This is a genomic window from Hyphobacterium sp. (assembly GCF_965229905.1).
Classification (GTDB): Bacteria; Pseudomonadota; Alphaproteobacteria; order Caulobacterales; family Maricaulaceae; genus Hyphobacterium.
The window spans coordinates 2,676,396-2,688,697 of the sequence record NZ_OZ245930.1; the positions used below are offsets into that span (position 1 = coordinate 2,676,396).

At 62.4% G+C, this 12,302-nt stretch carries 15 protein-coding genes and 1 tRNA gene; 14 read left to right on the plus strand and 2 right to left on the minus strand.

The window, feature by feature from the left end; all coding sequences use genetic code 11:
* Positions 1-34 precede the first annotated feature (34 nt).
* Both ACO08C_RS13455 and ACO08C_RS13460 read left to right on the plus strand, forming a co-directional pair.
* Complete coding sequence (locus ACO08C_RS13455) at positions 35-526, plus strand: DUF805 domain-containing protein (protein ID WP_421786289.1); 492 nt, start codon at positions 35-37, stop codon at positions 524-526.
* A 22-nt stretch (positions 527-548) separates the two neighbouring features.
* On the plus strand, positions 549-1,139 hold the full coding sequence (locus tag ACO08C_RS13460; protein WP_421786290.1) for a DUF805 domain-containing protein: 591 nt from the start codon (positions 549-551) through the stop codon (positions 1,137-1,139).
* Here ACO08C_RS13460 and lipB read toward each other — a convergent pair.
* Positions 1,136-1,828: a lipoyl(octanoyl) transferase LipB gene (gene lipB / locus ACO08C_RS13465; RefSeq protein ID WP_421786292.1), complete on the minus strand. Its 693-nt coding sequence runs from the start codon at positions 1,826-1,828 to the stop codon at positions 1,136-1,138. The two genes, ACO08C_RS13460 and lipB, sit on opposite strands and share 4 nt — an antisense overlap.
* Positions 1,829-1,917: 89 nt before the next feature.
* Between lipB and ACO08C_RS13470 the strand changes: the two genes are divergently transcribed.
* The gene (locus ACO08C_RS13470) at positions 1,918-2,169 is read left to right on the plus strand and encodes a FliM/FliN family flagellar motor switch protein (protein ID WP_421786293.1); all 252 of its coding nucleotides are present in this window, start codon (positions 1,918-1,920) and stop codon (positions 2,167-2,169) included.
* A 65-nt stretch (positions 2,170-2,234) separates the two neighbouring features.
* Positions 2,235-2,321: transfer RNA gene (locus tag ACO08C_RS13475), tRNA-Leu, on the plus strand.
* 74 nt (positions 2,322-2,395) lie between these two features.
* Here ACO08C_RS13475 and ACO08C_RS13480 read toward each other — a convergent pair.
* Positions 2,396-3,370, minus strand: coding sequence for a hypothetical protein (locus ACO08C_RS13480; RefSeq protein ID WP_421786294.1), 975 nt, complete (start codon positions 3,368-3,370; stop codon positions 2,396-2,398).
* Between the two features lie 157 nt (positions 3,371-3,527).
* On the opposite strand from ACO08C_RS13480, the gene purT reads away from it, so the two are divergent.
* The 10 genes from purT to ACO08C_RS13530 all read left to right on the plus strand — a co-directional run bounded on the left by purT (position 3,528) and on the right by ACO08C_RS13530 (position 12,301).
* Positions 3,528-4,709: a formate-dependent phosphoribosylglycinamide formyltransferase gene (gene purT, locus ACO08C_RS13485; RefSeq protein ID WP_421786295.1), complete on the plus strand. Its 1,182-nt coding sequence runs from the start codon at positions 3,528-3,530 to the stop codon at positions 4,707-4,709.
* A gap of 72 nt (positions 4,710-4,781) precedes the next feature.
* A complete protein-coding gene (gene mgtE, locus ACO08C_RS13490; protein WP_421786297.1) occupies positions 4,782-6,170 on the plus strand; it encodes a magnesium transporter in 1,389 nt (462 codons plus the stop codon).
* Between the two features lie 45 nt (positions 6,171-6,215).
* Positions 6,216-7,217, plus strand: coding sequence for a Kelch repeat-containing protein (locus tag ACO08C_RS13495; RefSeq protein ID WP_421786298.1), 1,002 nt, complete (start codon positions 6,216-6,218; stop codon positions 7,215-7,217).
* A 73-nt stretch (positions 7,218-7,290) separates the two neighbouring features.
* Positions 7,291-8,580: a lysozyme gene (locus ACO08C_RS13500; protein WP_421786299.1), complete on the plus strand. Its 1,290-nt coding sequence runs from the start codon at positions 7,291-7,293 to the stop codon at positions 8,578-8,580.
* Positions 8,581-8,630: 50 nt separating this feature from the next.
* Positions 8,631-9,803, plus strand: a complete 1,173-nt coding sequence (locus ACO08C_RS13505; protein WP_421786301.1) for an isovaleryl-CoA dehydrogenase — start codon at positions 8,631-8,633, stop codon at positions 9,801-9,803.
* A gap of 57 nt (positions 9,804-9,860) precedes the next feature.
* Positions 9,861-10,283: an AbrB/MazE/SpoVT family DNA-binding domain-containing protein gene (locus ACO08C_RS13510; protein WP_421786302.1), complete on the plus strand. Its 423-nt coding sequence runs from the start codon at positions 9,861-9,863 to the stop codon at positions 10,281-10,283.
* Positions 10,276-10,662 (plus strand): PIN domain-containing protein, encoded by a 387-nt coding sequence (locus ACO08C_RS13515; RefSeq protein ID WP_421786303.1) that lies wholly within the window; start codon positions 10,276-10,278, stop codon positions 10,660-10,662. Before ACO08C_RS13510 ends, ACO08C_RS13515 begins: the two co-directional genes overlap by 8 nt.
* 25 nt (positions 10,663-10,687) lie before the next feature.
* Positions 10,688-11,074: a VOC family protein gene (locus ACO08C_RS13520; protein WP_421786304.1), complete on the plus strand. Its 387-nt coding sequence runs from the start codon at positions 10,688-10,690 to the stop codon at positions 11,072-11,074.
* Between the two features lie 8 nt (positions 11,075-11,082).
* Positions 11,083-11,565 (plus strand): hypothetical protein, encoded by a 483-nt coding sequence (locus ACO08C_RS13525; protein WP_421786305.1) that lies wholly within the window; start codon positions 11,083-11,085, stop codon positions 11,563-11,565.
* Between the two features lie 31 nt (positions 11,566-11,596).
* Entirely contained in the window at positions 11,597-12,301 is a 705-nt protein-coding gene (locus ACO08C_RS13530; RefSeq protein WP_421786306.1) for a flavodoxin family protein, read from the plus strand.
* The last annotated feature ends 1 nt before the right edge of the window (position 12,302 follow it).

The following is a 12,302-nucleotide window of genomic DNA, read 5'->3' on the forward strand; positions in this document are numbered from 1 at the left end:
AACGACCTCATCTCTGGCAGGGGAGGCCAAGTCCATGGATACCGCTAGACTTCAAAATCTACTTCTGACGTTCGAGGGCCGGATCGGGCCGATGTCGCTGATGCAGGGGACCCTCATCATCTTCATCGTGAACGCCATCCTCCAGCTGTTGACGCTGGCCATACCGTTTATCGGTATCCTCGCCCTGGCGCTGCTCTATCCGATGTTTTGCATCTATGCGAAGCGGTTTCATGATGGCGGCAAGCCGGCCATCTGGACGCTGGCCGTGCTCGGCGGCATGATCGTCGCCAACCTGGTATTGGCCGCGCTGATGCTGCCGTTCCTGATGGGATCCGCCATGTCGGCATCGGCCAATGGCATGGCGACGTCGGTGACCTTCACCTCTGTTCTGGCGGGAATCATCATTGCCGCCATCGTCCAGTTCGGTGCTGCTTTCATCGTGAACCAGGTGGTGAAGTCGGATCCGGCACCGAATTCTTATGGCGCACCCGTCGCTGACGCCGCATCCATAAATCCGCTCAACTGATCATCTGCAGGGGGACGCAAGTATGAATTTGACGCATGTGCTTTTCAGCCCGAATGGCCGAATCGGCCAGCAGGAGTACTGGATCGGAATCCTGATCATTGTCGGCGCCAATCTGCTGCTGACCTGGTTGCCTTTCATCGGAACGATCATCTGGCTGGGCCTGATCTATGTCGGGATATGCGTTTACGGAAAACGCCTGCACGACGCCGGCAAGACCGCCTGGATTCACGGCCTCGTCTGGCTGATGCAGTTCGGGCTGGGCATCATCGGATTCATCCTGGCGGGGGGTGCAATCCTGGCCGCGATCAGCGCGGGCGGCAGTAGTGGTGAGCCCAATATTGCGGCGATCCTGGGGGCGTCCGGCAGCCTGATTCTGGTCGCCGGTCTCGGCTTCCTGATCTGGATTGTCTACACGATCTGGGTCGGTATTTCGGCCGGCGATCCGGGCGCCAACCGCTTCGGTCCGCCGCCGGGTGTGGTAGAATCGCCGACCGCGGCCGAGACGGTCACGCCGGCTGCGCCCGCTGCGCCGTCACCGGCACCCAAACCGGCACCGGAGCCGGAACCGGGAAATGCGGACGGTCCGGAGAATCCGCCGAGCGATAAAACCTAGCCGTTTGACGGCAGGCGAGGTGGCTCGACCGTCCGGACGGGCCCGAATACCCGCTCGAATGATGTACGGAAAGCCTGGTCGGTCTCGGCCAGGCTTTTCTCTTTGCCAAGATCGGCGAGGCTGGTGACGCCATAGCGCGGATCGGCAATGCCGCATGGTGTAATGCCGTCGAAATGGGTGAGATCGGGCGCGACGTTGAAGGCGATGCCGTGAAACGACACCCAACGCCGCAGGCGCACGCCAATGGCGGCAATCTTGTCTTCATGGCCGTCGCCCTTGTCGGGGCGCTCGACCCAGACGCCGACGCGTTCGCAGCGGCGGTCACCTTCGATCCCGAACTCGCCCAGCGCGCCAATGATCCAGTCTTCAAGTCCGCGCACAAACTTCCGGGCATCGCGGCCGCGCTTCGTCAGATCGAGCATAACATAGCCGACGCGCTGGCCGGGGCCGTGATAAGTGTATTCGCCGCCGCGGCCGGTTTTAAATACCGGAAACCGGTCGGGATCCTTCAGATCTTCGTGTTTGGAACTGGTGCCGGCCGTGTAGAGCGGCGGATGCTCGAGCATCCAAACCAGCTCGTCGGCTTGGCCGGCGGCAATCGCCGCGGCCCGATCCTCCATGAAGGCCACGGCTTGCGGATAGGGTACAGGCCCCTCGGAAACCGCCCATTCTGTGAGAATTCGGCTCATCTTTTCATCGTCCTTAACCCGCCGGAAAGGCGCATGACTCACCATCGGGCGCGGGCTTGGATGTTTCAAGCGCGGACAGGAGTAAAGCCTTGAGTCAGTTGGGGTCGGTGAAGGTCGAACTTTCGGTGGTGCTGGGGCAGTCCGCCATGCCGATCGCGCAATTCCTGCGCATGGGCCGCGGTGCCGTGATTCCGCTGCACTGCAAGGAAGAGGAACCGGTCTGGATTCTGGCCAATGGCCACCCGATCGCGCGCGGCGAGATCGTCATCGAGGGCGACCGCGTGACCGTTACCATTCTCGGACCGGCCGACGTCAACGACTTCGTCCCCAAAGCGGCCTGATATTCCCGCACAAGGCGGCTTCACATTTCCAGTCGGGCCTGCTATCCCGCGCGCCTTCCAGGGATGCGGCCGTGGCGGAACTGGTAGACGCGCAGCGTTGAGGTCGCTGTGGGGTAAAACCCGTGGAAGTTCGAGTCTTCTCGGCCGCACCATCCCTGTTACTTCAGGACAGGGCACCGATCAGCATGATCGAACCGCACGCTGTACCAGAGGCAAGCTCGGGGAGTCAGCACAAGACCCAGGGCTGGCTTTCCGGCGGGCATTCGCCATTGCCATCCCAAACGCTGGTCCCGCCACCGCTGGCATTGCTGGCATCACCGTCGCCGCCGCCTTCTTCACCGCCCTCGTCACCGCCGCCATCGCCTTCAATGGCCGCGCCCAATCCGATGAGCCCGCCGATTATGGCGCCGGCCGCAGTCAGCGGACCCGGAACGCCGGCCTCAAGCGCCGTGCCCAGAGTGGCGCCAGCTGCCGCACCGCCCAGAACGTAGTAGGCGGTATTCCAAGGGTCGCTTTTCTGCAGTGACCTCAAGGGCTTCTCGTCTCGAGGCGGCCGCCGGACGGCAGAGCCGGCTTGCGTGAAATGGACAACGATGCCTTGGCGGGCCGAACGCACCGAGCCCGTCACTTCGCCGTCGAAGTCGATATTCGCGCCACGAGTCAGCTGGACCCGTCCATCCGTGATTGTGGACAGTGAGTTCACGATATCCTGCCAAATAATGCCCGATGCCGTTCCGACTGCCGCGTAGGCCCAAACGGTGGTCAGCGTAAAATGCTCGTTGCCGTGTACGAGGACATCGGTGAGTTCACGCGCAAGGCTGCGGTCCGCGTGTTGCGGAAACCATCGCTGAAACGATCTGCGGGCACGGCGGTGCTCGAACACTGCATTGGCGATGCCACGTACCCATTCCGGGTTATCCGCATTGTCTCGCGCGGCGATGCGTTGGCGAAGGACGGCTTCGCCGTCATCGACGGATTGTACTGCGCGCTCGATGATTTCACGCCGTTGCGTGCCAGGGGCCGACGCCGCTTCGGCCAGCGCCTGGCTCAGGCCGCTCTGGAACCGGAATTGATAAGGTCCCTGTACGGATGTCAGCACACGTGGTGGTTGTCCGCGCTGTACGTCTTGCGCCCAAAGCGGAACAGATGACACCGCCGCCAGGCCGGCGGCGGTGCCGCATAGAAATTTCCTGCGGTCCATGGTTCTCTCCCCTGATCAAATCGCCTGGCGATCGTGTCAGGCGAATTCTCACTCCACCCGTCGCCAGAATAGCGAATTTTGACGAATTACGGTAGGTGGGTTGATATTTGTCAATTTGGTCAATGGTTTGACCCGGAAATCCAACGATGAGGCGCTCATGACCACGCTCGGCACACCGCTTTCGCCATCCGCGACGAAAGTCCTGTTTCTCGGCGCCGGGGAGCTCGGCAAGGAGGTGGTGATCGAGCTGCAGCGTCTCGGTGTCGAGGTGATCGCTTGCGACCGCTATGCGAATGCGCCGGGCATGCAGGTCGCGCACCGCTCCCACGTTCTGGACATGACCGATGCCGCCGCGGTGCGCAAAGTCATCGAAGCCGAACAGCCGGACCTGATCGTGCCCGAGATCGAGGCGATTGCGACCGACGAGCTGGGCCGGATCGAGGCCGATGGGTTGGCTGCCGTTATTCCCACGGCGCGGGCCACGCAATTGACGATGAATCGCGAGGGGATACGCCGGCTGGCGGCCGAGGAGCTGGGTCTGCCAACCAGCGCTTATGCTTTCGCCAGCGATGGCGAGACGCTGGCGCGTGAAGCCGGACGCATGGGTTATCCGGTGTTCGTCAAACCGGTTATGTCGTCCTCCGGCAAGGGGCAGAGCTTTGTTAAGTCAGCCGACGATATCGCTGCGGCGTGGGATCATGCGCTGACCGCGGGGCGAACCAATCAGGTCCGCGTGATCGTCGAAGGCGCGGTTGACTTCGATTATGAGATCACGCTGCTGACTGTCCGCCATGCCGCCGGCACGGATTTCTGTGCGCCCATCGGCCACCGCCAGGAGAGCGGCGATTATGTCGAAAGCTGGCAGCCGCAGGCGATGAGCGAGGCCGCGCTCAAGCGCGCCCAGGATATGGCGCGGAAAGTGACCGATGCGCTGGGCGGTCGCGGCCTGTTCGGTGTGGAGCTGTTCGTGAAGGGCGATGAGGTCTGGTTTTCCGAAGTCAGCCCGCGGCCGCACGATACCGGGCTGGTGACGCTGGGCACCCAGGACCAGAGCGAGTTCGCGCTGCATGCGCGCGCCATTCTCGGTCTTCCGGTCGATACCGCGCTTTCACGCCCGGGTGCGAGCGCGGTGATTTATGGCGGGATGGATGCCGAGGGCGTCCGCTTTTCGGGGATCGACGATGCGCTGAAAATCCCCGGAAGCCAGCTGCGCCTGTTCGGCAAGCCGGTGTCTTACGTCCGGCGGCGGATGGGCGTTGCGATTGCCCATGGCGACACCGTGGAAAATGCCCGTGAACGTGCGCGAAAATGTGCCGCCTCTGTAAAAGTCGCCGGCTAGCGCGTTCTGATGGATGATCTTTTCAAGCGAGTGTGATTATGCTCGCGGGCCGCTGTGCAATCGAGGCCCGCCATGACCGACGTCGCTCCCGAACTTGAACCCGAAGAGGCGCCAAACGCCGCCGATACCGATGTCGCTGCCGTCGCGCGCCTGGCGGACGCGATTGCCGACCGTGACGGGGCGGCGATCCGCGCGATTATCGAGGATCTGCACCCCGCCGATGCGGCCGATATTCTGGAGCAGCTGACGATCGAACAGGTGCGTCAGGCGGCGAAACTGGCGCCGGAAGCGTTCACCGGCGAATTGTTGTCCGAGCTGCAGTGGGATTTGCGCGACGACATCACCGATGTGCTCGAACCGCAGCAACTGGCCGAGGCGATCAAGGATCTCGATTCGGACGACGCCGCGCTGGTGCTCGAGGAGCTTGATGACCATGTCCGCGAAGCGGTGCTCTCGGAAGTGCCGGACGAAGACCGGACGCTGCTCGAATCGCAATTCGCGCACGAAGAGGAGACCGCCGGCCGCCTGATGCAGCGCGACTTCGTCGCGGCGCCGGAGCATTGGACGGTGGGCGATGCGATCGATCACATGCGCGCGGCCGGCGAGGACTTGCCGGATGTGTTCTTCGATGTCTACGTCGTCGACGCGGCGTTCGCGCCGAAAGGGGCGGTGCCCGTCAGCCAGTTGATGCGGTCGAGGCGCGCCACGAAGCTGACCGATCTGATGAGCGATCTGCGGGTCACGATCGCGCCGGATGTCGACCAGGAAGAGGCCGCTTATCTGTTCGAGAAATACCACCTGTTCTCGGCGCCGGTGGTCGATGAGGGCGGCCGGCTGACCGGTATGCTGACGATCGACGACATGGTCGACGTCATCCAGGAGGAGAACAAGGAAGACCTGCTGGCGCTGGCCGGGGTGAACGATGCCGGCCTGTCGGACGGGGTTATCGACTCGGTACGCTCGCGCGCACCCTGGCTGCTGGTCAATCTGGCGACCGCCATTCTTGCCTCGGGGGTGATCGCCCTGTTCGAAGACGCGCTGGCGGCGATCGTCGCACTGGCCGTTCTGATGCCGATTGTTGCGTCAATGGGCGGCAATGCCGGCACCCAGTCGCTGGCGGTAGCGGTGCGGGCGATCGCCTCGCGCGATCTGACCTCGGCCAATGCGCGCCGGGTGATCGTTCGCGAGATTCTGACCGGGATCGTCAATGGCGTGATCTTCGCCATTGTCATGGCGCTTGTGGCGGCGGTCTGGTTCCAGAACTGGACGCTGGCCGGGGTGATCGCACTGGCGATGGTGATCAATCTCGCTTTTGCGGGCCTGGCCGGCATTGCCGTCCCGCTGGCGCTGCGCCGGTTCGGCGCCGACCCGGCGGTCTCGTCCTCTGTCTTCGTGACCACTGTCACCGATGTGATCGGCTTCTTTGCGTTTCTCGGATTGGCTGCCATCATCCTGCTATGAATCCAGTTCAGACGTGTGCGGCGGGGCGGAAGCAGGAGTGGAACCATGATCAGGCGTGCCATCAGTGTGCTGTTGCTTGGAACGTTGAGCGCGGCGGCCGCTTTCGCCGATGGATACTGGCGGCCCTCGGCCAACTTGCCCGATCCGCGCGCCGGACTGGCGGCAGCCGAGCTGAACGGCCGGGTCTATGCCGCGGGCGGTTCGGGGCTGACGGAACCCAATAATACGGTCGAAGTGTTCGATCCCTCGACAATGCAATGGCGCGAGTTGAGCGGCCTGCCGCGCGGGCTCGAGCGTTTTGGCTTCGCGGCCCTCAATGGACGTCTCTATGCCGCTGGCGGATATGCGCTGGGCGATCCCGGCGAAAACCGCGGCAATGAGTTTGCGCAATCGCCCGATTTCGTGCGCTTCGATGTCGATCCGCTGGGTCCGCGCAACGAGATGTGGTCGATGGATCCGACCGATGGCAGCTGGCTGCGCGAAACCTCCATGCCGGGGCCGAAGGCGTCTTTCCAACTCCTGGCGCTGGACGGCCGCCTCTACGCCGTCGGCGGCGAGGATGGGCTGGACGGCGTGTTCGTCTTCAATCCCGAGAACCGGCTCTGGGACATACTGCCGGCTCCGGCCGAGATTGCCCGCCGCGGCGCGGCCTCGGTCGTGCTCAACGGGCGCATCTACATGATCGGCGGTGTCGACGATGGCGCGACCACCGGCCGGGTCGATATTTTCGATCCGGCAAGCGGCGATTGGACGATCGGTCCGGCCCTGCCGGCGCCGCGCGCAGGTCATGCTGCCGCTGTCCTTGATGGCGAGATCCATGTCATGGGCGGGCGCAGCGAGGGTCTCAACGCGACGCTTGCCAGTCATCTGCGGCTCGATACGGATCGCGGAAGCTGGATTGAGGATGCGCCGCTGCAAACGCCGCGCACGGATGCCGCAGCGGTCAGCCTGAATGGCGAGCTGATGATTATTGGCGGTGGTGCCGGCGGCGGATTCTTCGCGCCGTTCACGGCTATTGGCGCCACGGAAATCTATTCGCCGGAATAGGCCGCGCGTTTCGGCGTCACATTTGCAGAGGGTCTGTCAGCTAGTCTGTGGACCGTCTTGAAATGGAACAGTGATGAAGCCGCGTTTGAAGTCCACGCCCGCCGCCCGCGAGCTGATCAAAGCTCATGAGCCGTTTCTCGGCAGCGCCCGTCGGCAAAGCGATGGCAGCTGGATTGTCGGCTATGGCCACCGTGCCGCCGCCAAAGCCGGGGTCAATGTCTCGGCGGACGAAGCCGAACTCCTTTTGGTCTATGATGTGTTGCGGGCGGAACAGGCAATCGATGAGTCGCTTGGCGGCGATATGGGCGCCCCGCAACGCGATGCGCTGGTCTCGTTCGCCCACGGGATCGGCCTGACCGCGTTCCGCAACAGCGCGGTGGTGCGGTTGATCCGCAAGAAGCGCTGGCTCGACGCTGCGGACGCGATCGCAGCCTGGGAGGGCGGCGCGTCCGCGCGGCACAAGGCTGAACGCGACCTCTTCCTGAAGGACCTGCCGGAAGAGGCGAGCCGCGCGCCGGTCGAACTGGTCATAGAGTTCGATCATCCCGACGACGACAATGACACGGCTGCCCCCGCCGCGGCGGCCGAACCCGGACCGACCCCCGACGCACCGGAGACCGCCGAGAAAGCGGTTGATGACGCCTCCGCCGAGGAGGATACAGCCGAGGACCAGCCGGTCGCAGAACACGCATCCAGCGCGCCCGCGGAACCGGTATTGCGCGATGCCACGCCGCGGCGGTCGGAACTCGCCGAACGGGTCATTTTGCGGATGCGGGCGCAATTGTCAGGACCGATCCGCGATGTCGGCTATGCCGAGACGGAGCCTGAGACCGAAGCGCCGCCCGAAGAAAAGGTGGAATTCACCGGACCGCTGGGATTTGCCTATACGCAATCGCATGACTTCGACCGCAGCGCCGGAGAGGCGACACCCACGTCCAACACCGCCGAAGCCCCGCCCATCGTTGGTGCTGCCAAGGTGAATGCCGATGGCGCAGCCGGTGAGGTGGCCGGTTCACGCGAGGCGGCCGATCCTGAAGACAGCGAAGCGGATGAGGCTGACGATCTGCCTGATCCGTCCGAGATCGATGCGGATTTCACCGAAGACGAGACCGGCGAAACAACCAATGGCTGGACAAATGGCGATGCGCGGCCGGCACCCGGCAAGAATGGCGGCCATCTCGGCGAGATCATCTTGCTTGTCCTGGGCCTGATCCTGCTGGCGGGTGGCATCTGGGATCTCTGGATGCGCGTCGGGTCCGGCGAGGAACAGCCGAGTCTTTTCTACGGCGTTGCGGCACTGGTCGTCGGCTTCATTTTCGCTGCGGGCGCTGCGATTTGGCTGCTCGGCGGGCGACGGAAATAGGCACGGGCGATTGCTTGACCTGACCCGGGGTTTGCGCCAAATCCCGGCTCATGATCCCGAACCAATACCCTTCCATGAATTTCGACCTTGGCGACACGGCCGAAATGATCCGCGATACCGTCCGCAGCTTCGCGTCCGATGAATTGGCGCCTCGCGCCGCGGAAATCGACGCAACCGACACCTTCCCGACCGATCTCTGGCAGAAGATGGGCGCGCTGGGCTTGCTGGGCATTACGGTGGAAGAAGAATGGGGCGGCACCGGTCTCGGCTATGTCGAGCACTGCATCGCAATGGAAGAGATTTCGCGGGCTTCGGCATCTGTGGGCCTTTCCTACGGCGCGCATTCCAATCTTTGCGTGAATCAGGTGCGTCGCTGGGCTAATGACGAGCAGAAGGCGCGTTACCTGCCGAAGCTGATTTCCGGCGAGCATGTCGGCGCGCTGGCCATGTCCGAACCCGGGGCCGGTTCCGATGTCGTCTCCATGCGGCTGAAAGCCGAGAAGAAAGGCGACCATTACGTTCTCAACGGATCGAAGATGTGGATCACCAACGGCCCGTCAGCCGATGTCATGGTGGTTTATGCCAAGACCGATTCCGAGGCCGGTTCGCGGGGCATCACGGCCTTTCTGATCGAGAAGGACATGAAGGGTTTTTCGGTGGCGCAAAAGCTCGACAAGCTGGGCATGCGCGGATCGGAAACCGGCGAGCTGGTCTTCGAAGACTGCGAAGTGCCCGAGGACAACATCATGGGTCCGCTGAACGGCGGTGTCACCGTGTTGATGAGCGGGCTCGACTATGAGCGCGCCGTATTGGCCGCCGGACCGCTGGGCATCATGCAGGCCTGCCTGGATACGGTGCTTCCCTATGTGCACGAGCGCAAACAGTTCGACCGCGAGATCGGCTCTTTCCAGCTAGTGCAGGGCAAGCTGGCGGACATGTATGTGCGCATGAATGCGGCGCGGGCCTACACCTACGAGGTCGCCAAGATTTGCGATCGGGGCGAAAGGGCGCGCAAGGATGCCGCCGGGGCCATCTTGTTCTCGGCCGAGGCCGCCACCCAGACCGCGCTGGATGCCATCCAGCTCCTCGGCGGCAATGGCTATATCAACGAGTATCCGACGGGGCGCCTGCTGCGCGACGCTAAACTCTACGAGATCGGTGCCGGCACGAGCGAAATCCGCCGATGGCTGATCGGGCGCGAGCTGTTCGAGGAATCTGCATAGTATAAATAATATTGACAAAATAATTGGTATTTGGCACCTCCTCCATGGAGGTAAGCCATGGACCGCTCAGACCTCCTTCGATCCGTCGAAGGATTGCCAACAAAATCCGCGAAAATCAGGGCGTTGAATGCCAAGGGTATCGCCCGAGTGGACATCGCCAGACTTCTCGGTATCCGGTATCAGTTTGTGCGGAATGTTCTCGTTGCCGACGATGCCAAGTCGAAGACGGCAAAAGACGTGGTTACAGCACGCTTGGACTCGGCAGGCCGAGTTCTGATTCCGGCCGATATCCGAAAAGCTTTAGGTGTAAGCGAGGGCGATCAGGTGAAGCTCGAATTGGATGATGACGGACTTCGCATAATCTCGCGGAAAGCCGCCATCCGAAAAGCGCAGGATGTTTTCCGAAAGTATGCACCGGACGGTGTGTCATTGCGCGATGAACTGATCGCAGAACGCCGGCAAGCCGCGAAGAATGAGTGATCGGTCTCTTCTTGATTCGTCGGTCATTCTCTCGATCCTGGGACAGGAAGACGGCTATGAAGCCGCCATCCCGTTTCTCGACAACGCGTCGATCTCAAGCGTCAACTATGCGGAAATCGTTGCAAAGCTGAGCGAGCGGCGTTTTCCGGATGCAGCGATTGATTTGATGCTCGACCAGTTTCAACTGCGCATTCTGCCGTTTGATGCCGCCGCGGCGCGGCGCGCCGGATTGCTGCGGTCGCTGACCTTGGACGCTGGCTTGTCGCTGGGAGATCGGGCCTGTCTTGCGGTGGCGATTGAATCCGGTCTGCGGGTTGTTACAGCGGACCGGGCATGGGCGGCCGTCGATTGCGGTGTGGACATCCGGGTCATCCGCTAGCACTCTTCGTGTCGGGGAGGGTGCTATGGCAAAAATCACCGGACTGGGCGGCGTCTTCCATGTTGTGAAAGACCCTGCGGCCACCCGCGCCTGGTATCAGGAAAATCTCGGCATTGGCGGCGAATACGGCCCGATCCTGAAATGGTCGGAGGAAGCCGGCAAGGATCCCTACAGCCTGATCGGGCCGTTTACGACGAACGAGTATTTTCAGCCGAGCGGGAAGGATTTCATGATCAATCTCCGCGTCGACAATATTGACGGCATGGTGGCGCAATTGCGCGACAAGGGCATTGAAATCCTCGGCGAGAGCGATGAAGGCTATGGCAAGTTTGCCTGGTTCCTCGATTGCGACGGCGTGAAAATCGAGCTGTGGCAGCAAATCGAAGGGCCTGATGCGGCGAGTAACGAATAGGGGATAGCATGAACCGGGTATTCCTGATGTGTGCCGCCTTGTTGGTTGCATCCTGCAACCAGGAGGCAGAGCGAACCCATGTCGACGATGTCGAGGCGGTCAATGGCGAGTATGAAACAGGCCATACGGACGATTCCGACGGCGCCATACAGGATGACGACATGGCGTTCGATGAAGCCGTCGATGCGCGGTCGATCGACGGGCGTTGGGGGATCCAGTACGAAGCCTGCAGCGACGGCAATGACAGCGGTGACGGTGTCATCCTGATCTCCCGATATGACGTAATCATGGGCATGGATGCCTGTTCCATCGCCGGCGTCACCGAAACGGACGGCGTCTACGAGATCGACGGCCTGTGCGAGGGCCCTGAAGGCGCGTACGACTACACCTTCTATTTCTCGTCACCGCAGGATGGGGTTCTGCGCTGGGACAATCGCGAGCTCGACCGGGTCGAGGACTATGTCAGTTGCGATGGCGGCGCGATGCACTAGCTGTTCTCCCGGATCAGCAATGGATGCCGACATGACCGAGTTCTCCGATCTCAAGGCGCTGTTCGTGAACTGCACGCTGAAGCGGTCGCCCGGTACCTCTCACACCGACGGGCTGATGAAAGTGCCCCGGCAGATCATGGAAAAGCAGGGCGTTCGCGTTGAACAGATCCGGCTGGTCGACCATGACGTCGCGACTGGCGTCTATCCCGACATGCGCGAGCATGGCTGGGAGAGGGATGCCTGGCCGGAGATCTGGCCGAAAGTCGAAACTGCCGACATTCTTGTGGTCGGCACGCCGATCTGGCTCGGAGAGGAAAGCTCGGTGTGCCGGGTTCTGATCGAACGGCTCTATGCGATGTCCGGCGAGATGAACGACAAGGGCCAATACATTTTCTACGGCAAGACCGGCGGCTGCGTGGTGACCGGCAATGAGGACGGCATCAAGCACGTGTCCATGACGGTGCTCTATGCCTTGCAGCATCTCGGCTACACGATTCCGCCGCAAGCCGATTGCGGCTGGATCGGTGAAGCCGGGCCGGGCCCGTCCTATCTGGACGAGGACTCTGGCGGCCCGGACAACCGCTTCACGCAGCGCAACACGACCTTCATGACGTGGAATTTGCTGCATTTGGCGCGAATGCTGAAAGACGCCGGCGGGCTGCCGGCCTACGGAAACTCGCGGAAAGACTGGGATGAGGGCGCGCGCTTCGGCCATCCCAATCCGGAATACCGATGAC

Bases quoted from the DNA above. Each gene is read 5' to 3' on its own strand.
- ACO08C_RS13480 (WP_421786294.1), bottom strand. From the start codon at position 3,370: ATGGACCGCAGGAAATTTCTATGCGGCACCGCCGCCGGCCTGGCGGCG.
- purT (WP_421786295.1), top strand. From the start codon at position 3,528: ATGACCACGCTCGGCACACCGCTTTCGCCATCCGCGACGAAAGTCCTG.
- ACO08C_RS13500 (WP_421786299.1), top strand. From the start codon at position 7,291: ATGAAGCCGCGTTTGAAGTCCACGCCCGCCGCCCGCGAGCTGATCAAA.
- mgtE (WP_421786297.1), top strand. From the start codon at position 4,782: ATGACCGACGTCGCTCCCGAACTTGAACCCGAAGAGGCGCCAAACGCC.
- ACO08C_RS13495 (WP_421786298.1), top strand. From the start codon at position 6,216: ATGATCAGGCGTGCCATCAGTGTGCTGTTGCTTGGAACGTTGAGCGCG.
- ACO08C_RS13455 (WP_421786289.1), top strand. From the start codon at position 35: ATGGATACCGCTAGACTTCAAAATCTACTTCTGACGTTCGAGGGCCGG.
- ACO08C_RS13460 (WP_421786290.1), top strand. From the start codon at position 549: ATGAATTTGACGCATGTGCTTTTCAGCCCGAATGGCCGAATCGGCCAG.
- ACO08C_RS13505 (WP_421786301.1), top strand. From the start codon at position 8,631: ATGATCCCGAACCAATACCCTTCCATGAATTTCGACCTTGGCGACACG.
- lipB (WP_421786292.1), bottom strand. From the start codon at position 1,828: ATGAGCCGAATTCTCACAGAATGGGCGGTTTCCGAGGGGCCTGTACCC.
- ACO08C_RS13515 (WP_421786303.1), top strand. From the start codon at position 10,276: ATGAGTGATCGGTCTCTTCTTGATTCGTCGGTCATTCTCTCGATCCTG.
- ACO08C_RS13525 (WP_421786305.1), top strand. From the start codon at position 11,083: ATGAACCGGGTATTCCTGATGTGTGCCGCCTTGTTGGTTGCATCCTGC.
- ACO08C_RS13520 (WP_421786304.1), top strand. From the start codon at position 10,688: ATGGCAAAAATCACCGGACTGGGCGGCGTCTTCCATGTTGTGAAAGAC.
- ACO08C_RS13530 (WP_421786306.1), top strand. From the start codon at position 11,597: ATGACCGAGTTCTCCGATCTCAAGGCGCTGTTCGTGAACTGCACGCTG.
- ACO08C_RS13510 (WP_421786302.1), top strand. From the start codon at position 9,861: ATGGACCGCTCAGACCTCCTTCGATCCGTCGAAGGATTGCCAACAAAA.